19 protein-coding genes are annotated in these 20,301 nt (G+C 52.6%); all 19 read left to right on the forward strand.

What is annotated here, in order from left to right; genetic code table 11:
• The first annotated feature begins 55 nt into the window (after nucleotides 1-55).
• The gene (locus RHOM_RS05840) at nucleotides 56-1,465 is read left to right on the forward strand and encodes an RsmF rRNA methyltransferase first C-terminal domain-containing protein (RefSeq protein WP_014079356.1); all 1,410 of its coding nucleotides are present in this window, start codon (nucleotides 56-58) and stop codon (nucleotides 1,463-1,465) included.
• A gap of 53 nt (nucleotides 1,466-1,518) precedes the next feature.
• Entirely contained in the window at nucleotides 1,519-2,124 is a 606-nt protein-coding gene (locus tag RHOM_RS05845) for a hypothetical protein (protein ID WP_014079357.1), read from the forward strand.
• 104 nt (nucleotides 2,125-2,228) lie between these two features.
• Nucleotides 2,229-3,830, forward strand: a complete 1,602-nt coding sequence (locus RHOM_RS05850; protein WP_014079358.1) for a hybrid sensor histidine kinase/response regulator — start codon at nucleotides 2,229-2,231, stop codon at nucleotides 3,828-3,830.
• Between the two features lie 179 nt (nucleotides 3,831-4,009).
• Nucleotides 4,010-5,464 carry a response regulator gene (locus RHOM_RS05855; RefSeq protein WP_014079359.1) on the forward strand — a complete coding sequence of 485 codons (1,455 nt, stop codon included), beginning with the start codon at nucleotides 4,010-4,012 and terminating at the stop codon, nucleotides 5,462-5,464.
• Between the two features lie 70 nt (nucleotides 5,465-5,534).
• Nucleotides 5,535-6,032, forward strand: a complete 498-nt coding sequence (locus RHOM_RS05860) for an RNA polymerase sigma factor (RefSeq protein WP_014079360.1) — start codon at nucleotides 5,535-5,537, stop codon at nucleotides 6,030-6,032.
• Between the two features lie 20 nt (nucleotides 6,033-6,052).
• Complete coding sequence (locus RHOM_RS05865) at nucleotides 6,053-6,985, forward strand: RsiV family protein (RefSeq protein WP_044024877.1); 933 nt, start codon at nucleotides 6,053-6,055, stop codon at nucleotides 6,983-6,985.
• Nucleotides 6,986-7,020: 35 nt separating this feature from the next.
• Nucleotides 7,021-7,737 (forward strand): alpha/beta hydrolase, encoded by a 717-nt coding sequence (locus tag RHOM_RS05870; RefSeq protein ID WP_014079362.1) that lies wholly within the window; start codon nucleotides 7,021-7,023, stop codon nucleotides 7,735-7,737.
• 122 nt (nucleotides 7,738-7,859) lie between these two features.
• Nucleotides 7,860-8,210 (forward strand): hypothetical protein, encoded by a 351-nt coding sequence (locus RHOM_RS05875; protein ID WP_014079363.1) that lies wholly within the window; start codon nucleotides 7,860-7,862, stop codon nucleotides 8,208-8,210.
• 73 nt (nucleotides 8,211-8,283) lie between these two features.
• The gene (locus RHOM_RS05880; RefSeq protein ID WP_014079364.1) at nucleotides 8,284-9,042 is read left to right on the forward strand and encodes a YdcF family protein; all 759 of its coding nucleotides are present in this window, start codon (nucleotides 8,284-8,286) and stop codon (nucleotides 9,040-9,042) included.
• An 11-nt stretch (nucleotides 9,043-9,053) separates the two neighbouring features.
• Nucleotides 9,054-9,770 (forward strand): ribonuclease H1 domain-containing protein, encoded by a 717-nt coding sequence (locus RHOM_RS05885; protein ID WP_014079365.1) that lies wholly within the window; start codon nucleotides 9,054-9,056, stop codon nucleotides 9,768-9,770.
• A 41-nt stretch (nucleotides 9,771-9,811) separates the two neighbouring features.
• Nucleotides 9,812-10,942: a GntR family transcriptional regulator gene (locus tag RHOM_RS05890; RefSeq protein ID WP_014079366.1), complete on the forward strand. Its 1,131-nt coding sequence runs from the start codon at nucleotides 9,812-9,814 to the stop codon at nucleotides 10,940-10,942.
• A gap of 38 nt (nucleotides 10,943-10,980) precedes the next feature.
• Entirely contained in the window at nucleotides 10,981-12,381 is a 1,401-nt protein-coding gene (locus RHOM_RS05895; protein WP_014079367.1) for a glycoside hydrolase family 27 protein, read from the forward strand.
• 149 nt (nucleotides 12,382-12,530) lie between these two features.
• Nucleotides 12,531-14,129 carry a xylulokinase gene (locus RHOM_RS05900; RefSeq protein WP_014079368.1) on the forward strand — a complete coding sequence of 533 codons (1,599 nt, stop codon included), beginning with the start codon at nucleotides 12,531-12,533 and terminating at the stop codon, nucleotides 14,127-14,129.
• A gap of 140 nt (nucleotides 14,130-14,269) precedes the next feature.
• Nucleotides 14,270-15,766, forward strand: a complete 1,497-nt coding sequence (gene araA / locus RHOM_RS05905; RefSeq protein WP_014079369.1) for an L-arabinose isomerase — start codon at nucleotides 14,270-14,272, stop codon at nucleotides 15,764-15,766.
• 120 nt (nucleotides 15,767-15,886) lie between these two features.
• Entirely contained in the window at nucleotides 15,887-16,540 is a 654-nt protein-coding gene (gene fsa, locus RHOM_RS05910; RefSeq protein ID WP_014079371.1) for a fructose-6-phosphate aldolase, read from the forward strand.
• A gap of 76 nt (nucleotides 16,541-16,616) precedes the next feature.
• On the forward strand, nucleotides 16,617-17,453 hold the full coding sequence (locus RHOM_RS05915; RefSeq protein WP_014079372.1) for a transketolase: 837 nt from the start codon (nucleotides 16,617-16,619) through the stop codon (nucleotides 17,451-17,453).
• Nucleotides 17,441-18,379: a transketolase family protein gene (locus tag RHOM_RS05920; RefSeq protein WP_014079373.1), complete on the forward strand. Its 939-nt coding sequence runs from the start codon at nucleotides 17,441-17,443 to the stop codon at nucleotides 18,377-18,379. The genes RHOM_RS05915 and RHOM_RS05920 overlap by 13 nt, the downstream gene beginning before the upstream one ends.
• 29 nt (nucleotides 18,380-18,408) lie before the next feature.
• Entirely contained in the window at nucleotides 18,409-19,104 is a 696-nt protein-coding gene (locus RHOM_RS05925) for an L-ribulose-5-phosphate 4-epimerase (protein WP_014079374.1), read from the forward strand.
• 59 nt (nucleotides 19,105-19,163) lie between these two features.
• Nucleotides 19,164-20,210, forward strand: a complete 1,047-nt coding sequence (locus tag RHOM_RS05930; RefSeq protein WP_014079375.1) for an aldose epimerase family protein — start codon at nucleotides 19,164-19,166, stop codon at nucleotides 20,208-20,210.
• The last annotated feature ends 91 nt before the right edge of the window (nucleotides 20,211-20,301 follow it).

Here is a 20,301-nt window from a genome sequence, read left to right on the forward strand (position 1 = left end):
ACGGTTCGTGCTACAATAGGCGGCAGAGAATCATGCAGAGACAAAGGAGAGAAAGATGCTGCCACAGGAATTTTTGGAACGGATGGAGAACATGCTGGGGGAGGAGTATCCTGCATTTTTAAAAAGCTATGATATAGCGCGCTACCAGGCGCTGCGCTTGAATCCGCAGAAGGGGGACGACGCGTCATTTTTAAACCGCATGGTATTCTCGCTGGAGCGTGTACCGTGGGCAGAGCATGGCTACTATTACACGGCGCAGGATACGCCGGGAAAACATCCGTATCACGAAGCCGGCGTATATTATATCCAGGAGCCGAGCGCCATGGCTCCGGCAGCGTATCTGACGCAGCAGATGGCAGACGGTGCGGGCGAGCGGATTCTTGATTTGTGCGCGGCACCGGGAGGAAAAAGCACGCAGATTGCGGCGGCGATGGCAGGCAGGGGAATCCTCATCAGCAATGAGATCCATCCGGCGAGGGCAAAGATTCTCTCGGAGAATATCGAGCGCATGGGAATTGCCAATGCGGTGGTGACGAATGAGACGCCGCAGCGCCTCGCAGAACATTTCAGTGAGTATTTTACCAGAATCATGGTGGACGCACCGTGTTCCGGCGAGGGGATGTTCCGGAAGAACGAGGAGGCGTGTGAGCAGTGGAGCACACAGAATGTAGAACTGTGTGCCGACAGACAGGATGAGATCTTAGACTGCGCGGCATCCATGCTTGCGGGCGGCGGGAGACTGGTCTATTCGACCTGCACATTTGCACCGGCGGAAGACGAGGGAAGTATCGGGCGATTCCTGGAGAGACATCCGGAATTCTACGTGGAGGAGGTGCCGCTTGCGGAGGGAATGTCGCACGGACTGGGAGAACTTTCCGCGACGATCCGTCTGTGGCCGCATAAGCTTCGCGGGGAAGGACATTATGTGGCGGTGCTGCGCAAGGAGGGAACGCTTGCGGACGGCGGATCGGGTCTGTTAAAGAACGGGTATGAGAACGGACTTGCGGCAGGAGATTCTAAGAGCGCTGCGGCGGGCATCCCGGAATATCTGGCATTTGCCGGGGAGACTTTCGCCGGGGACGCATTGGAGAAGTATGCAGGACGGGAGTGCCGCTATCTGAAATTCGGCGAGCAGCTCTACCGGATCCCGGAGGGCATGCCGTCGGTAAAAGGTCTTAAGGTGCTGCGCCCGGGACTGCATCTGGGAACGGCGAAGAAAGGCAGATTTGAGCCTTCACACGCACTTGCGCTCACACTTCATGCGGCGGATGTTTTACATACGATGGATCTTCCTTCGGACGGGCGGGAGATCCGTGGATACCTAAACGGGGAGACGTTCCCGGCGCAGGGAGAAAAGGGCTGGTATTTAATCACGGTGGACGGATACAGTACCGGCTGGGGAAAGCTCGCGGGCGGAATCATGAAGAATCATTACCCGAAGGGACTGCGAAAACGGCTTTACTAGCACAACACCGACTCTGTAATGCAGTACAATAAGAGCAGGAAAGGGAGCGCAGTGTGGAACGAAGATACATAGAGAGCCGGCTCTGGACCTGTCTGACAAGTGTGTTTTTAGAACAGGTCAGGAGCCGGTATCATTTTGAGGAAAAAGATAAGGCGCTTTTGAAGGGTGTGGCATCCGATCTGGCGGGCTGCCTGAAATGGAAGGAAGCGGCGTATCTGATGTTTGAGGATGGGACGGATACGGTACGCCGGGCGACTGCGGTTGTGACGCTTGGAAGCGATGTGGACCTGCTGCAGGAACGCTACCAGAACACCGGACGCATGCTGGAAAGCTATATGCTTGAGAGTATCGGCGGAGAACTTCTGATGTTAGGCTATGGCATGCTGGAGGCATGGATACGGGAGAATACCGGGTATCAGGTGGCGGCATATCATTTTTTCGGTGATGACGAAGCACATCCGCTGTCTGCGATGCCGGAGATCTTAGCGCGGGCAAAACAGCACAAGGTCGTCTGTACGGCAGGGTATTGCCTGAAACCGAAGAAAAGCGTGGTGTTTGAGATGGAGCTTGCGCCGGCGGAGGCGTGCGGGGAGACGGCACATGGCGGCAGAATCTGCGCACATTGCAGCAGGAGGGACACATGCCCGAACCGTAGGTAGAACTGCACTTTCAGGGGGAAAAATGAAAAATTGCAGTGGAAAGTTTTTCAAATCCTGTTATAATAAAGCATAGTTTGTTTTTTTGAAATAAAGGAGTATGCAGAATGGGAGACGCGAAATCCATCAAAGAGCGCGGAATACTGGAGCAGGTCATCAAGTCGGAACTCGATTTTATTACCTATGTGGATGTACATACCGGAACATTTCATGTGATCGTGACCAATGACGATACGGATGTGACTCCGCCGCCGGAGGGAGATTATACACAGGTAAATGCGCAGATGATACCGCTGTATGTTCATCCCAAGGACCGGGAGGCATGCGCGGCTGCGTTAGAACTGCCGCATATTCTCTCGGAACTGGAACAGAGGGATGATCTGGTTGTTTCGTACCGCCTGCTGTGCGGGGAGGTATACCGCAGAAAAGAACTGCATATTTCTTATCAGCAGGATGACCGTGACACGGTGGTTTTGGTGCGCCGGGACGTGACGGAGAGCTATGAGGAAGAACAGCGGCAGCAGGAGAGACTGATGTCGGCGCTGTTTGACGCAAGACATGCCAATCAGGAGAAGAATGAATTTTTGGAGCGCATGAGTCACGAGATCCGGACGCCGATGAATTCCATCATAGGTCTTACGTATCTGACCAGGGAATATGTGAACAATGAGAAGCAGGTGCTCGAGAATCTGGACAAGATCAGCCAGTCAGCCCGTTTTATGCTGTCTTTTGTGGATGATATTTTAAATCTTTCCCAGATCGAGAGCGGCAACGTCGCATTGAACAGCCAGAAGGTGGTCTTAGATGCCTTTTTGGAGGAGACGGTGGAAGAGGCGATGCGGCAGGCGGCGGAGCGTCGCGTTCACTTTGCGGTGGACAGACGCGGAAGCTTTGATGCTACCTATTGCTTTGACGCGGAGAAGCTGGAGCGGGCGCTTTCCAATATTCTGGAGAATGCCGTAAAATACACGATGCCGGACGGAAAGGTTGACTTTATTGTGGAGCATACCGGCGATGACGGGGAGGATGCCGGCTTCCGGTTTGAGATCCGGGATACGGGAGTCGGAATGGACGAAGCGTTTATTCCGCATATGTTTGAGCCGTTTGAGCAGGAGGATGAAGGAATCACGACGCTAAACGGCGGTACCGGTCTTGGCCTTCCCATTGCGCGCAACATTATTGAATTTATGGGCGGGCACATTGACGCATACAGCGAAAAGGGCAAGGGCTCGACGTTCATTGTGAATGTGAACTTAAAGCGTGTCAGAAATTCCGGAGAAAAGCTGCGGGGACAGGGCGATGTACAGGCGCCCGACTACGATTTTACCGGCAAAAGAGCGCTGCTGGTCGAGGACAATGAGGTCAACATTGAGATCACGCGCAATATCCTGCTGCACAAGAATCTGCAGGTGGATGTGGCGGTCAACGGAGAGGAGGGCGTGACGCATTTTCTTTCCCATGAGCCCGGATATTACGACGTCATCCTGATGGATATCCGGATGCCGGTCATGGACGGACTGACGGCGACCAGAAAGATCCGGGAATCCGGACGTGAGGATGGCAAAACGGTTCCGATCGTGGCGATGACAGCCAATGTGTTTGAGGAGGACGTGCGAAAGTCCCTCGATGCCGGGATGGATGCACACTTAAGCAAGCCGATTGAGATTACACAGATGTATGCCGTCCTCGACAGTATGATTTACCGTTGAGAAGAAAAAGGGGCTGGTGCTTCAAGCACCAGTCCCTTTTTGTGTCGAATTTTGTAGAAGAGGAAGGACAGGGGCGCTGGATGTTAAAAAACGGTACGGATTTTGCTGAGAAATAAAAGATGGTATGTTATATTTTAAAAGATATGTTACCGATACGATAAAAGAATGGAGCCGAATCAATGCAAAAGAACAGAGTGATGCTGGTAGCGGATGATATCGACGTAAACAGAGCGTCGTTTCGCGCAATGTTTGAAGAGGAATATGAGGTGCTGGAAGCCGGGAACGGAAATGAGACACTAAAAATTTTAGAAGAGCGGAAAGTGGATATTGTCATACTGGATATGTGTATGCCCGTAAAGAGCGGGAAGCAGGTATTAAAGCAGATGAAGGCAGATCCGAAGCTTCTCGATATCCCGGTCATCGTGAAGACGGTCATCGGTGAGGAGAGAGAACTTGAAATGTTAGAGATGGGGGCGGACGATTTTATATTTTCTCCCTGCGAGCCGGAGGTGGTAAAAAAGCGGGTGTTCAATATCATGACACGCTATGAGACACTGGCGGAGCGGCTTGAGAGCCAGCGGCATTTAAGCACGGTCAGAGAACATCTGCTGTTTCAGGTGGCGCGGACGGTGCGCACGGACGTCGCGGTAATCGAGGAGTGTTACAGAGAAATGACAGGTCAGAGAACGGAAAATAAGTCTGTGGGACTGGAGGATATGTACAGGCATCTGGAGCACATCCGGGAACTGACGGACAGTGTTTTGGACGGGCAGATTGTAGGTGCGGGCGAGAGTGTCTGCGACACCTTTCAGATTTCGGATGTGGTTGCGGAACTGACCTCAGAGTGCAGGACAATCTGTACGGAAATGGGGATTGAGGTGACGGTGCAGGAGGGTGAGATTTTCTGCGAATATCTGGTGGGCGATGTCAGGAGGCTCAAGCAGATCTGGGCAAGACTGCTAAAGAAAGCGTATATCAACGCGCGGCCGGGATGCCGGATTTTTACAGGCTATCGGGAAGTAAGAACGGGGGAGGATGAGCTTGAACTGGAACTTGCCGTGCAGGGCAGCATTGACGGAGGAGAAGACTATCCGCTGATCAAGAGCCTCGTAGAACTTTTGCACGGAACGATGTGTGTGGAAGTACAGGAGGATGCGCAGATTCTCTGCAGGGTGTTCCTGCCTTTCGGAATCGGAAAAGCGATCGGACAGCCTAAAAGTTTTGCGGGGTTAAAGACGCTTCTTCTGGACGACAATGAACTGTCGAGAGATTATCATGCAGCGGTTCTTGCGCGTCTCGGGCTTCCGGTTGACGTGGTGCAAAACGGGGCGGACGCCGTGGCGTATTTAAGGAGAGCCGCGTCTAAGGGCAACGCCTATGATCTGTGTTTTGTGAACTGGTATATGCAGGGCGGTGAGCCGTTTATCCGGTCGGTGCGGGAAAATTTTCCGAAGGGAAGCCTTACGATCTGCTGTTCGACCAATGAGAAGGAACTGGTGGAGTGTCAGATGCTTGCCGCAGGAGTGGATTGTGTGGTGGAGCGCCCGATTTACCAGGAGGGAATGTACCGGTTTTTGACGGAACTGTGCAGACAGGAGAGTGGAAAAAACGGAACCGGATCGGAGAAAATATAATTTTTTATACGGCAGCGAAACTTTTTTGGTGTCCGGACGGTCTAATAGTTAAAAGGAGGTGTGAGATCGTATGTTTTTCTCCGGGAAAAACCATAAGGAACAAAAGATAGAACAGCTTTTGCTGGAAAATTACAACAAATACTATCGTCTTGCCTACAGTTACGTACATCATGAGGCGGATGCCGCGGATATCGTACAGAACGGAGCGTACAAGGCGATCAAAAACAGCGATGCGCTAAAGCAGGAGGAATATGCGCAGACATGGATTTACCGCATTATGTTAAACGAGATCTTCGGATATGTAAAAAAGAACCGGGAAGTTTCCCTGGATGAGATGCCGGCGGAAGAGGGAAGAGAAGACCGCTATGAGAACATTGATCTAAGAAGGGCATTGGACGCCATGGAAGAACGGGATAAAGCGGTCATTGAACTGCGCTATTTTGAGGACATGAAGCTGGAGGATATTGCGCGCGTGCTGGGGGAGAACCAGAATACGGTAAAGAGCCGGCTGTACCGCGGATTAAAGAAGCTACGGCTGGAACTTACGGATACATGGCAGTGGGAATAGAGGAAAGGATGGTGCCGCATATGGGAAATAAGAAACAGGATTGTAAAAAGATCGAGGAATTAAAGCGACAGTATGCCGGATCGGAAATGTCCGGCGAGCAGGTGGAGCAGATGAAAAAACGGATCGAGGAAGCAAAGATGGAAAAACGAAACGAGAGCAGAAAAATGCATACCGTGAGAAATATTGTGGCAGCGGCTGCTGCAGTGGCGGCAGTCTTCGTGGTGCTGCCGAACACCTCGGGGAGCGTGGCGTATGCCATGGGGAATCTACCGGTGGTCGGAAAACTCGTGGAGGCTGTGACGTTCCGGGATTATCAGTACGACAACGGAGGTCATGCGGCGGACATTAAGACGCCGGAGCTGACGGTAAAGGAGAGCGATACGGAACAGATGACGGACACTGAGGTCCAGGTGCAGGAGAACTTAAAAAAGACAACGGCAGAGATCAATGCGGAGATTGAAAAGATTACGGATCAGATCGTATCGGAGTTCGAGGAGAGCAGGAAGGAAGAAGAGGGCTATCAGGAGGTCGTGGTCAAGCACGAAGTTATCAGCACGACCGACGATTACTTTACGTTAAAGCTGATGTGCTATCAGGCGGCAGGCAGCGGCGCGGAGTGGGACTATTATTATACGATTGACTTAAAGACGGGGGAGCGTCTGACACTTTCGGATTTATTCCAGAGTGGCGCGGATTATATCACCCCGATCAGCGAGAATATCAAGGAGCAGATGCAGCAGCAGATGGCGGAGGATGACGGTAAGATGTACTGGGTGGATAATGCCGAGGTTCCGGAATGGAATTTTGACAAAATTACGGATGAGACTTCATTTTATCTGGATTCGGACGGCCATCTTGTGATATGCTTTAACGAGGGTGATGTGGCACCGATGTATATGGGATGCGTACAGTTCGTCATTCCGGATGAGGTGGTTGCAGATATCCGAAAGTAACGGAAGCAGATTCCGGTGTCGGAGGATGAGAGACAATGAAGCATGCAAAAGCGGTGCGCAGAATTATTTTTACGGTTTTAATCGTGGCAGCCGTGATTGTGGGATTTAATACCTATACGGCAGATTATTATCATGCGAAGGACTATGAACTTCAGACAACAGAGGTATCGGAGACGGATGCCTACATCGCTTACGGAGATCCGCAGAGTGAGACGGGACTGATCTTTTATCCGGGAGCCAAGGTGGAAGAGACGGCGTACGCACCGGTTATGGATGGGCTTGCGCAGCAGGGAATCTTTTGCGTGACGGTAAAGATGCCGGCGCACCTTGCCATTTTAAAGCCGAATGCGGCGGATGAGGTGCGGCAGGAGTTTGGAGAGGTAAAGCGCTGGTATCTGGCGGGACATTCTCTGGGCGGAGCCATGGCGGGCAGCTATGCGGCAAAGCATGAGTCAGAGCTCGCGGGACTTATTTTTCTGGCGGCGTACCCGACCAGGAAACTTCAGACGCTTCCGGTGCTCTCGCTCTACGGGAGCGAGGACGGCGTTTTGAATATGGAAAAATATCAGGAAGCAATCGGTCTTGCGGCGGACTGCCGCGAGTATGTCTTAGAGGGCGGCAACCATGCCGGGTTCGGCAATTACGGATCGCAGAAGGGAGACGGCGAGGCCGGGATTACGGACAGGGAGCAGTGGCAGGAAACGATCGATTACATCATGGACATGATCCGGCAGCAACAGGGGGAAAAGTAGCGGAACCCGGAGAATAATGAAACGGAATCTGAGCGGAAAACGAAGGAAAGCGGTTTACAGTACCGCCGCCTTTGTGGTATGATAGTACCAGTGCAAACTCAGGATAAAGGAGCGATTGGATCATGCAGGACAATTTGAGAGAGGAATTGATTAAGCAGTTTCCGGCGGAAGTTGTGGAACTGGTGGAGCCGTCCGGTAAGAAGTTTTATGCCTGTCCGACCTGCAAGCGCGTGGTGACATTGAACGAGAGCAAGTGTGCCGGTTGCAGCCAGGTATTGAGCTGGGATCACATCCGGCAGGAAGAGATGGTGAAGGGTGTGAAGACGGCAACCTTAAAATTTGAGGTTGGCGGAGATTTTAATAAAGGCGACTGCAGAAAGTGTCCGCTTTCTTACATTGCAAAAGAGAATAATGAGAACGTTTATGAATGTCCGTTAAAAATGCGTGCGAACTGTAAGCTGGAGATTTCGTAACAAGATTTGTAACAAGAGAGGACAAGAGCGGCCCGCTTCGGCGTGCCGCTCATTGCTTTTTGAGGGAGGTAAGATGGCACGGATGCATTGGTGGATAATGGCAGTTGGAGCCGTATTTTTCCTGTGGTTTTTCATTCCGGCATTTGTCGTGGTTAATATCGGTAACATTACGGGAATGGCGGTGTCAGCCCTTGTGCTGCTGTACGGTATTTTTTACCGGCAGGTACAGGATGTGGCAGGGAGACTTTGGCAGACGCGCGGTGGCAGAGCGGGATTGTCCGCCCTGGGCATGGTGCTCCTTTTTATTCTGCTTATCGTGACAGTGGAGACGGCGGGGATGATAAGAAGCGCGGCAAACCGTGCGCCGGAGAATACGACGGCGGTGGTCTTAGGATGCAGCGTCAAGGGGGAGCGGCCGAGCCGGGTGTTGAATGAACGGCTTTGCGCGGCGTATGAGTATCTGAACCGGAATCCAAAAGCTGTGTGCGTATTATCCGGCGGACAGGGAGATGGAGAGGAGATCAGCGAGGCAGAGTGCATGTACCGTTACCTGACCGGGCGGGGGATCGACGGGGCGAGACTGCTTCTGGAGGACCGGTCCACGACGACGGCGGAAAATCTGCAATATTCCATGGAATTGTTACAACAGCACGGAATCGACGGACCCATCACGATTATAACCAGTGAATTCCATGAGTACCGGGCGAATCAGACGGCAAAGAGACTTGGCATTACAAGCTACAGCACACCGAGCCGGACATTTTTTCTCTACCTTCCGACCTTTTATGTGCGGGAATTATATGGTATATTGTATTATAAAATATCGAAATAAAGGATGACGAGATGGCAGTAAAATATTATGCGGTAGCGGTTGGTAAGAAACCGGGAATATACACAAAATGGGACGAGTGTAAGGCGATGGTGCACGGGTTCCACGGAGCGGTTTACAAGAGTTTTAAGACGCTGGAAGAAGCGGAGACGTTTCTGGAAAGCGCACCGGCGCGTGGGGGAGAAGCTCATGCAAAAGGAGCGGCGCAGCAGAATGCAACGCAAGGAGCAGCACAGCAGAAATCAGGAACAGCCGGAGACGGCAAGGCAGAGACGAGAGGTGCGGAATCTGCCGGAGAGACAGAGGATCTGCCGGAGAATTACGCGTTCGTGGATGGCTCTTTTCACGCCGGTACCGGCGTGTACGGTTATGGAGGTTTTTTGATTCATGCCGGCGGAAAAGAAGTGCTGCAGGGTGCGGGGAAGGAGCCGGAGATGGCGTCGATGCGCAATGTGGCAGGCGAGGTTTTCGGGAGCATGGCAGCCATCGAAAAGGCGCTCGAACTTGGCTTAAAGGATCTTACGATCTATTACGATTATATGGGAATCGAGATGTGGGCAAAAGGACTCTGGAAGCGCAATAAAAAGGGTACGGTGGCCTACTACGAGTATGTGCGCTCGGTGGAGGATAAGATCCGGCTTTCTTTTGTGAAGGTAAAGGGACACTCGGGCGTCATGGGCAATGAGGAGGCAGACCGCCTGGCGAAGGAGGCTGTCGGGATAACGGGCTGACGGCGCGCAAAGAGAGAAGGCATTCAGGGGGATCGGACGGAATGGATAAGAGATTAAAATATTATGATCTGATGGAGCAGCTCCACGGCAAGATCATGTCGGGGGAGATACGCCCGGGAGAGAAGCTTCCCTCGGAGAATGAACTGTCGGCGGAGTACGGGGTCAGCCGGCAGACGGTGCGCAAGGCACTGCAGATTTTGCAGAATGAGGGATACATATATGCGGAACACGGCCGCGGAACCTTCTGCTCGGAGATGTTACGGCACACGATGCCATCCAAAAATATCGCGGTTGTGACAACTTATCTTTCGGATTACATTTTTCCGCGCATTGTGCAGGGAATTGACCAGGTGCTCACGGAGAACGGTTACAGTATTCTCCTAAAAAATACGCGCAACTCGAGAAGCCTTGAGGCGAAGTGTCTCGAGGAACTGCTGCAGAAGGATATTGACGGACTCATCATTGAGCCGAGCAAGAGCCAGATTTTCTGCCGGCATGTGAATCTGTATGAGATGCTCGACAGCTATCATATTCCCTATGTATTTATCCAGGGAGTACATGCACAGCTTCTGGACCGGCCGCAGATTCTCCTGGACGACTGCCGGGGCGCCTATCTTGCGACCAGATACCTGATTGAACTGGGACACCGGCGCATTGTGGGCGTCTTCAAATCCGACGACACGCAGGGACAGCAGCGCCACAAGGGGTATGTGCAGGCATTGCAGGAAGCGGGAATTGCGTATGATCCGGATAAGGTGATCTGGTTCTACACGGAGGACCGCAAGACCCATCCGTTTGAGCGGATCAGGCAGATGGCGAGAGATCGCGGCAATCATCCGTTTGAGGCGGTGGTGGCGTACAACGATCAGGTAGCCATCGAGGTGATCCGCGCGCTGAATGAGGAGGGGCTCTCCGTGCCCCAGGATGTTTCGGTGACGGGGTATGACAATTCCTATCTGGCACAGACATGCCGCGTGCCGTTGACGACGATCTCCCATCCGCAGGAGGAACTGGGAGCGGCAGCCGCCGAACTGCTGCTTCGGATTATCCGGGAGGGGAATTCCAATATCGAAGGAAAATGCGTCTTGATGGAGCCGGAACTTGTGATTCGGGAATCCTGCAGAAGAAGAGACGATACGGACATGACACAGGACGATAAAAACAACTTGTAAGTACGAAAGTACAAGTCATACACTTGGAAGCAGGATGTATGACAACAAAAAGCCGCTGCATCTGCAGCGGCTTTTTGTGTTCTATAGGAAATATCGTGAATGGGGAAGAGAAGGAGAGAAGCATGAAATACCGGATGAAACATGCCCCGATGGGGTGGAACAGCTATGACTATTACGACACCACAGTGACGGAGCGGGAGGTCAGGGCAAACGCGGATTATATGGCGGCGCACTTAAAACCGTACGGCTGGGAATATATTGTGGTGGACATCCAGTGGTATGCAAAGAACACCGGAAGTCAGAGGGAGAAGTATCAGTATATTCCGTTTGGGGAGGTGTCGATGGATGAGTACGGGCGGCTGCTCCCCTGTACGGACCGCTTCCCGTCGGCGAAGGACGGCGTGGGCTTTCGGGCGCTGGCGGATTATGTGCACGGGCTGGGGTTAAAGTTTGGAATCCATATCATGCGGGGAATTCCGCGGGAAGCGGCACACCGGCATCTGCCGATTTTGGGAAGCGACGCGCTGGCGAGCGATATAGCGGATCCGTCGTCGATCTGTAAGTGGAATCCCGACATGTACGGCATCCGTATGGGAGAGCCGGGCGCACAGGAATATTACGATTCCATCGTGGCGCTGTACGCACAGTGGGGTGTGGATTTTATCAAATGCGATGATATCTGCAATACCAATCTGTACGTGGAACATCCGTATTCGGCGGCGCATGAGATCGAAATGCTGCAGCATGCGATTGAAAAGTGCGGCCGGGACATCGTGCTCTCCCTGTCGCCGGGACCGGCGCTGATCGAAAAGGCATGGCATTATGAAACCTATGCCAACATGTGGCGCATCACGGATGATTTCTGGGATACGTGGGAGCTGCTCTACGACATGTTCCGGCGCTGTGAACTGTGGCAGAACCATGTGGGCTGCGGATCGTTTCCGGACTGCGATATGCTGCCGGTCGGCCGGCTCGGAAAAGGGTTCGGGCAGGAGCGGCAGACAAACTTTACGAGGGATGAGCAGAAGACGATGATGACGCTCTGGTGTATGTTCGGCTCGCCTTTAATGATCGGCGGTGAACTGACGAAGCTGGATGACTGGACGCGTTTTCTTCTGACGAGACAGGAACTATTGCAGATGCTCGATGCAGACTATGTGGGCAGGCAGGTGGCGCGCGATTTGCGGCATGCGGTCTGGAGCTGTGTTAATGAAAAAAAGGGCGAACGGTATCTTGCCCTGTTTAACTTTATGGAGCAGCCGGCGCAGTGTGAGGCTGCATTGCCGGAGACGGAAGCGTTTGCAGACATGTGCGGGCAGCCAGGAACCATCCGTGCGCGGGAACTCTGGGATGGAACGGAACTCATTGTGCACAATGACTGCCTTTCGGATGAAATCCCGGCACACGGTGTACATGTTTTCCGGATAGATAAAAAATAGAGAACCACACGATATAAAAATGAATAAAAAACAACTTGTTATTACGAGCATACAAGTTTTATGCTTAAGATAACATCAACAAGATGAGTGCAGGGAAATCATGGGTGTATGAGAGATGCGGCATGGTTTCGGAAAGGGGTTTGTTACACATGGGAAACGCAAAGGAGAGGATTGAGAGCGGGAAGGCGGTGCTTGGTATTGAGTTCGGTTCTACCAGAATCAAGGCAGTGCTGGTGGACGAGACACATCAGCCGATCGCGTCAGGCGCGCACGACTGGGAGAATCAGCTGGTCGACGGAATCTGGACGTACAGCCTGGATATGATCTGGGACGGTCTTAGAGACTGCTACCGCAAGATGACCGAGGATGTACAGAACAAATACGGTGTTGCCGTCACAAAGCTTGGTGCTATCGGATTTTCCGGAATGATGCACGGCTATATGCCGTTTGATGGGAAGGGGGAGCTTCTGGTTCCGTTCCGCACCTGGAGAAATACCATCACGGGCGAGGCGGCCGCAGCACTGACGAAGGAGTTCTCGTTTAATATTCCGCAGCGCTGGAGCATCGCACATCTGTATCAGGCAATCTTAAACGGGGAAGAGCATGTGGATAAAATCGCATATTTTACCACGCTTGCGGGATATATTCACTGGAAACTCACTGGGGAGAAGGTACTGGGAGTCGGAGAGGCATCCGGTATGTTCCCGATCGATGCGAAGACAAGAGATTACAACCGGAAGATGCTGGCACAGTTTGATGCGCTTCCTGCGGTAGGGAAATATACATGGAAGTTAGAGGAGATTCTTCCGAAGGTGCTCGTGGCAGGGGAGAATGCTGGAACACTGACAGAGGAGGGAGCAAAGCTTCTTGATCCGAGCGGCAGGCTGGAAGCCGGAATTCCACTCTGCCCGCCGGAGGGAGATGCCGGTACCGGTATGGTGGCAACGAATTCGGTGGCTGTGCGCACCGGAAATGTATCTGCCGGAACATCCGTGTTTGCAATGGTGGTTTTAGAGGAAGACTTAAAGGCGGTACACGAGGAACTGGATATGGTGACCACACCGTCCGGCGATACCGTGGCGATGGTGCACTGCAACAACTGTACCTCGGATCTGAACGCCTGGGTCGGTCTGTTCCGGGAGTTTGCGGAGAACTTCGGAATCAATGTCGATATGAACGAGCTTTTCGGAAAGCTTTACAATAAGGCGCTGGAGGGTGACAAGGACTGCGGCGGACTTCTGGCATACAACTATTTCTCGGGAGAGCCGGTGACCGGAGTGAACGAGGGACGGCCACTGTTCGTGCGCAAGCCGGATGCACATTTTAATCTCGCCAATTTCATGCGGACACATCTGTATGCAGCGCTTGCAACCTTAAAGATCGGTCTGGATATTCTGCTGAAGGAAGAAAAAGTAAAAGTGGATCGCATCTACGGACACGGCGGACTCTTTAAGACCAAGGGCGTCGGACAGGGAATTTTGGCCGCAGCGATGGATGCGCCGGTGGCAGTGATGGAGACAGCCGGCGAGGGCGGTCCGTGGGGCATGGCGCTGCTGGCATCCTACATGCTGCAGAAAGCGGACGGCGAGAGCCTGGAGCAGTACCTCTCCGAAAAAGTCTTCGGCGGGGAGTCCGGAAGCGTGATGGAGCCGGATCCGGCGGATGTTGCGGGATTTGACGCTTACATCAAGGCGTACAAAGCGGCGCTTGCAACAGAGAAAGAGGCAGCCCGGACGATGCCGTTATAAGACAGGCACGAAGGCGGCAGCCTGGACGATGCCGTTATAGACAGATACGGGGGCAGCGGCAGATGCTGCCGCTGCTTACAGATTGGGATTTACACAGCAGTTACTGCTGAAACATAAATATATTTCATGGAGGGAACATTATGTTAGCAACAAAAAATTACAAGTTCTGGTTCTGCACCGGATCACAGGATCTTTACGGAGACGAGTGCCTCGCACATGTGGCAGAGCATTCCAAAATCATCGTGGCAAAGTTAAACGAGTCCGGCGTGCTTCCGTATGAAGTGGTATGGAAGCCGACACTGATCACCAATGAACTGATCCGTAAGACCTTCAACGAGGCAAATGTAGATGAGGAGTGCGCAGGCGTCATCACATGGATGCACACATTTTCCCCGGCAAAGTCCTGGATTCTCGGATTACAGGAGTACAGAAAGCCGCTGCTTCATTTACATACCCAGTTCAATGAGGAGATTCCTTACGACACCATCGACATGGATTTCATGAACGAGAACCAGTCGGCACACGGAGACCGTGAGTACGGTCATATCGTGACACGTATGGGAATCGAGCGCAAGGTAGTCGTGGGACACTGGAGCGACGTCAATGTGCAGGAGCGCATTGCATCCTGGATGCGCACAGCAGTCGGCGTGATCGAGAGCAGCCATATCCGCGTGATGCGTGTGGCAGACAACATGAGAAACGTAGCTGTTACCGAGGGGGATAAGGTCGAAGCACAGCTGAAGTTCGGCTGGGAAGTGGATACCTATCCGGTCAACGAGATTGCGGAGGCAGTTGCAGCTGTATCCGAGTCCGATACCAACGCTTTGGTAGATGAGTATTATGACAAATATGACATTTTATTAGAGGGACGTGATCCGCAGGAGTTCAGACGCCATGTAGCCGTACAGGCACAGATCGAGATCGGTTTCGAGCGTTTCCTGGACGAGAAGAATTATCAGGCAATCGTAACACACTTCGGTGATCTCGGTGCCTTAAAGCAGCTTCCGGGACTTGCAATCCAGCGCCTCGAGGAAAAAGGCTACGGCTTTGGCGCAGAGGGTGACTGGAAAGTGGCAGCGATGGTGCGCCTGATGAAGATTATGACAGCAGGCAAGAAGGAGGCAAAGGGTACTTCCATGCTGGAGGATTACACCTACAATTTCGTAAAAGGCAAAGAGGGAATCCTCGAGGCACATATGCTTGAGATCTGCCCGTCCATCGCAGACGGCCCGATTTCCATCAAGTGCCAGCCGCTTTCCATGGGTGACAGAGAAGACCCTGCGAGACTGGTATTTACCTCCAAGGAAGGAAGCGGTATCGCGACATCCTTGATCGATCTCGGCAACCGTTTCCGTCTCATCATCAACGATGTGGACTGTAAGAAGACAGAGAAGCCGATGCCGAAGCTTCCGGTAGCAACGAATTACTGGACACCGCAGCCGGATCTCTACACCGGTGCGGAGGCATGGATTTTGGCAGGCGGCGCACACCACACCGCATTTACCTACGACCTCACCGCAGAGCAGATGGGCGACTGGGCAAATGCCATGGGCATCGAGGCAGTTTATATTGACAAGGATACAAAGATCCGCGAGTTCAAGAAGGATCTGATGCTTGGCAATCTGTTTTACCGCTAAAAAACAATAAGAAGCATACGGGGATGTCAAAACGGCATCCCCCGGTAAATGAGAATGGTACCGGGGCAGACCCGGATACACATATAGGGTGCGCGCACAAGCGCAGAAAGGGAGAGGAATATGAAGTTTTTTATTGACACAGCAAACGTAGAGGACATCCGCAAGGCAAATGATATGGGAGTGATCTGCGGCGTTACCACAAACCCGTCTCTGATTGCCAAAGAGGGCAGAGATTTCAACGAGGTCATCAAGGAGATTACGACGATCGTTGACGGTCCGATCAGCGGCGAGGTAAAAGCAACCACTGTGGATGCAGAAGGCATGATCAAAGAAGGACGTGAGATCGCAGCGATCCATCCGAACATGGTAGTCAAGATCCCGATGACCGTAGAGGGATTAAAGGCAGTCAAAGTGCTGTCCGCAGAGGGAATCAAGACGAATGTGACGCTTATTTTCACAGCAAACCAGGCGCTTCTTGCAGCGCGCGCAGGCGCAACCTATGTATCTCCGTTCCTTGGCAGACTCGACGACATCAGCACGGCAGGTATCGATCTGATCCAGGACATCGTGCAGATCTTCGACAACTACGGACTTGAGACCGAGATTATCGCTGCATCGATCCGCAACCCGATCCATGTGACAGACTGTGCATTAGCAGGCGCACATATCGCAACGGTTCCGTACAAAGTTATTGAGCAGATGACCAAGCATCCGCTTACCGATGCGGGAATTGAGAAATTCCAGGCGGACTACAGAGCTGTATTTGGTGACTAATTACCGAAGATGCTCTGCGGTATTTGATGACAAAGTTTTGCAGTAGCAATGACAAAGAATGCATGAAGGGGGAACTATGGATAAGCTGGCACTTCAGAAGATGGCTGTTGAAGTCCGCAAGGGAATTGTATCGTCCGTGCACAGCGCGAAGGCGGGACATCCGGGCGGATCACTCTCAGCAGCAGATATCTTCACCTATTTATATTTTGAAGAGATGAATATTGATCCGAAGGATCCGAAGAAGGAGGACCGCGACCGTTTTGTGCTGTCCAAGGGACACACGGCGCCGGGACTTTACTCGGCACTGGCAAACCGCGGTTATTTTCCGGTGGAGGATCTTTTGACCCTGCGCCATACCGGATCGTATTTACAGGGACATCCTGATATGAAGCACATTCCGGGCGTGGATATGTCTTCCGGTTCTCTGGGACAGGGACTTTCCGCAGCGTGCGGCATGGCTCTGGCAGGGAAGATGAAACAGCAGGATTACCGTGTGTATGCACTTTGCGGCGACGGCGAGATCGAGGAGGGACAGATCTGGGAGGCTGCCATGTTCGCAGGTTTCCGCAAGCTGGATAACCTCTGCGTGATTGTGGACAACAACAACCTGCAGATCGACGGACCGATCGACGAGGTCTGCTCGCCGTACCCGATCGACAAGAAGTTCGAGAGCTTTAATTTCCACGTCATCAACATCGACGGCAATGATTTCGATGAGATCAAGCGGGCGTTTGATGAGGCGAGAACTACGAAGGGAATGCCGACCGCGATCATTGCGCACACCGTAAAGGGAAAAGGCGTCTCCTACATGGAGAACAGTGTCGGCTGGCACGGAAAAGCGCCGAACGATGAGGAATACGCAGTGGCGATGGAGGATCTTAGAAAGGCAGGTGAAGCATTGTGTCAGAAGTAAAGATTGCAACGAGAGAGAGCTACGGCAATGCTTTGGTCGAGCTTGGAGGAGAGCATGAGAATCTGGTTGTCTTGGATGCGGATCTCGCAGCGGCAACCAAGACCGGAATGTTCAAGAAGGCATTCCCGGACCGCCACATTGACTGCGGTATCGCAGAGGCGAATATGACCGGCGTGGCAGCCGGAATGTCCACATGTGGATTTGTACCGTTTGTGAGCACCTTCGCCATGTTTGCGGCAGGACGTTCTTACGAGCAGGTGCGCAATTCCATCGGATATCCGCATCTGAATGTGAAGATCGGTGCGACACATGCCGGAATTTCCGTCGGGGAAGACGGCGCGACCCATCAGTGCAACGAGGATATTGCCCTGATGCGTGCGATCCCGGGAATGGTTGTCATCAACCCGGCGGACGACATCGAGGCTCGCGCGGCAGTGAAGGCTGCCTACGAGTACGTGGGACCGGTGTATCTGCGCTTTGGCAGACTGGCGGTTCCGGTCATCAACGACGGCGCGGATTATAAGTTTGAGATCGGCAAGGGCGTGACGCTCCGTGAGGGAAGCGACTGCTCCATCATTGCAACCGGACTTTGTGTCTCGGAAGCACTGGCAGCAGCGGATACGCTGGCAGAGCAGGGCATTCATGCGGAAGTCATCAACATTCACACCATCAAGCCGCTCGACGAGGAACTTGTGGTAAAGACTGCAAAAAAGACGGGGCGCGTATTCACGGTGGAGGAGCATTCCATCATCGGAGGACTCGGCGCTGCAGTGGCGGAGACGCTCGGTGAAAAATGCCCGACAAAGATTACCAGAATCGGTGTCAACGATGTCTTTGGCGAATCCGGTCCGGCAAAAGAACTTCTTCACAAATACGAACTGGATGCAGAGGGAATCGCAAACCGCATCCTGCGTGAGATGAAGTAGAACGGCGCAGCACAGGAGGAAACTAAGAGATGTTAGAAGAATTAAAAAAAGAGGTCTATGAAGCCAACATGGAACTTCCGCGCAGAGGGCTCATTACCTACACCTGGGGCAATGTCAGCGGAATCGACCGCGAGAGCGGCTATTTCGTCATCAAGCCGAGCGGTGTGGATTATGATGCCTTAAGCCCGGACGATATGGTAGTCATGGATCTTGACGGAAATAAGATCGAGGGCAGATATAAGCCGTCCTCCGACACGGCGACCCATATCGAACTCTACAAAAAGTACGAGGAGATCGGTGGTATTGTACATACCCATTCCCCGGAGGCTGTCGCGTGGGCGCAGGCGGGCAGAGACATTCCGCTTTACGGCACAACGCATGCAGACTATTTCTTCGGACCGATTCCGTGCGCCAGAAATCTGACGCCGGAGGAGATCGACGAGGCATATGAGAAGAACACCGGACTTGTGATTATTGAGACCTTTGAGACAAGAGGCATCAAGCCGATGTACACACCGGCGGTTCTCTGTGCGAATCACGGACCGTTTACCTGGGGTAAGGATGCCGCAGAGGCAGTCCACAATGCGGTCGTGCTGGAGGAAGTGGCGAAGATGGCGCGCAACACCGAGCTTATCAATCCGAAGGTGAAGCCGGCGCCGGATTGTATCAAGGAAAAGCATTTCTACCGCAAGCATGGGGCAAATGCCTACTACGGACAGAATTAGTACGTCAGAAGAAACGGTCTGCCGTTTCGCAATAAATATGCTTAGAAATGAGGATCAGTATGCAAAAACGAAGCTTTGGCCAAACAAAGGAAGGCAGGGAGGTCACGGAGTACACGCTTGTCAATGCGCAGGGAATGACGCTTTCTGTCATTGATCTCGGGGCAACGATCGTATCGATCACAATGAAGGGCTCAGACGGAAACGTATATGACGTTGTGCTGGGATACGATACACCCGTTGATTATCAGAACAATACCTGCTATTTCGGAGCTGTGATCGGGCGCAATGCGAACCGGATCGATCATGCACACATCCATCTGGACGGAAAAGACTATTCGCTGGAAGCAAATGACAACGAGAACAATCTGCACAGCGGATCGCACGGTTTTCACGCAGTGATCTGGGATGTGGTGCAGGAGAGCGCACAGAGTATTACGTTTTCCTATGTAAGCCGCGACGGGGAACAGGATTTCCCAGGCAATATGACGGCGAAGGTCACGTACACGCTGGACGATAACGGGGAGGTCGCGATCGCCTATGAGGCAGTCTGCGACCAGACGACGGTGGCGAACTTTACGAACCATGCCTACTTTAATCTGGACGGACATGATTCCGGCGTGATAGAAGGGCAGAAGCTTGAACTTCACGCATCTTACTATACGCCAGTCATTGATTCCAAGGCGATTCCGACCGGAGAACTCGCAAAAGTAGCCGGGACGCCGTTTGATTTCCGGGAGATGAAGGAGATCGGACGGGACATCGAAGCGGACGATACGCAGCTTCGTTATGCGGGCGGTTATGACCACAATTATGCGCTGGACAAGGCGGACGGCACCATGCAGCTTGCTGCGCGCGCCAGAGGTGCAAAGTCCGGCATCTGCATGGATGTGTATACGGACTGTGTGGGGATCCAGCTCTATACCGGCAACTTTATCACGCCGCAGACCGGCAAGGGCGGCGTGCAGTACGGCAAGCGCCATGCATTCTGTCTGGAGACGCAGTATTTCCCGAATGCGGTGAATGAGAAGAATTTCAAATCACCGGTGTTAAAAGCGGGCGATACGTATCGCTCGGTGACAAAGTATTGCTTCGGGCTGGAAAAATAAAAACAAATAATCAGGAATAAGGAAAAGTGGATTTTATCACGGAAAACGGTGGTAAGATCCACTTTTTTTATTCGGAGAAGTCTGATACTTG

This window comes from Roseburia hominis A2-183 (assembly GCF_000225345.1).
Taxonomy (GTDB): domain Bacteria; phylum Bacillota; class Clostridia; order Lachnospirales; family Lachnospiraceae; genus Roseburia; species Roseburia hominis.

Coding starts and splice junctions, on each gene's coding strand:
- fsa (WP_014079371.1), top strand. CDS start 15,887: ATGAAGTTTTTTATTGACACAGCAAACGTAGAGGACATCCGCAAGGCA.
- RHOM_RS05885 (WP_014079365.1), top strand. CDS start 9,054: ATGGCAGTAAAATATTATGCGGTAGCGGTTGGTAAGAAACCGGGAATA.
- RHOM_RS05890 (WP_014079366.1), top strand. CDS start 9,812: ATGGATAAGAGATTAAAATATTATGATCTGATGGAGCAGCTCCACGGC.
- RHOM_RS05925 (WP_014079374.1), top strand. CDS start 18,409: ATGTTAGAAGAATTAAAAAAAGAGGTCTATGAAGCCAACATGGAACTT.
- RHOM_RS05880 (WP_014079364.1), top strand. CDS start 8,284: ATGGCACGGATGCATTGGTGGATAATGGCAGTTGGAGCCGTATTTTTC.
- RHOM_RS05875 (WP_014079363.1), top strand. CDS start 7,860: ATGCAGGACAATTTGAGAGAGGAATTGATTAAGCAGTTTCCGGCGGAA.
- RHOM_RS05895 (WP_014079367.1), top strand. CDS start 10,981: ATGACAACAAAAAGCCGCTGCATCTGCAGCGGCTTTTTGTGTTCTATA.
- RHOM_RS05855 (WP_014079359.1), top strand. CDS start 4,010: ATGCAAAAGAACAGAGTGATGCTGGTAGCGGATGATATCGACGTAAAC.
- RHOM_RS05870 (WP_014079362.1), top strand. CDS start 7,021: ATGAAGCATGCAAAAGCGGTGCGCAGAATTATTTTTACGGTTTTAATC.
- RHOM_RS05860 (WP_014079360.1), top strand. CDS start 5,535: ATGTTTTTCTCCGGGAAAAACCATAAGGAACAAAAGATAGAACAGCTT.
- RHOM_RS05915 (WP_014079372.1), top strand. CDS start 16,617: ATGGATAAGCTGGCACTTCAGAAGATGGCTGTTGAAGTCCGCAAGGGA.
- RHOM_RS05930 (WP_014079375.1), top strand. CDS start 19,164: ATGCAAAAACGAAGCTTTGGCCAAACAAAGGAAGGCAGGGAGGTCACG.
- RHOM_RS05900 (WP_014079368.1), top strand. CDS start 12,531: ATGGGAAACGCAAAGGAGAGGATTGAGAGCGGGAAGGCGGTGCTTGGT.
- RHOM_RS05850 (WP_014079358.1), top strand. CDS start 2,229: ATGGGAGACGCGAAATCCATCAAAGAGCGCGGAATACTGGAGCAGGTC.
- RHOM_RS05865 (WP_044024877.1), top strand. CDS start 6,053: ATGGGAAATAAGAAACAGGATTGTAAAAAGATCGAGGAATTAAAGCGA.
- araA (WP_014079369.1), top strand. CDS start 14,270: ATGTTAGCAACAAAAAATTACAAGTTCTGGTTCTGCACCGGATCACAG.
- RHOM_RS05840 (WP_014079356.1), top strand. CDS start 56: ATGCTGCCACAGGAATTTTTGGAACGGATGGAGAACATGCTGGGGGAG.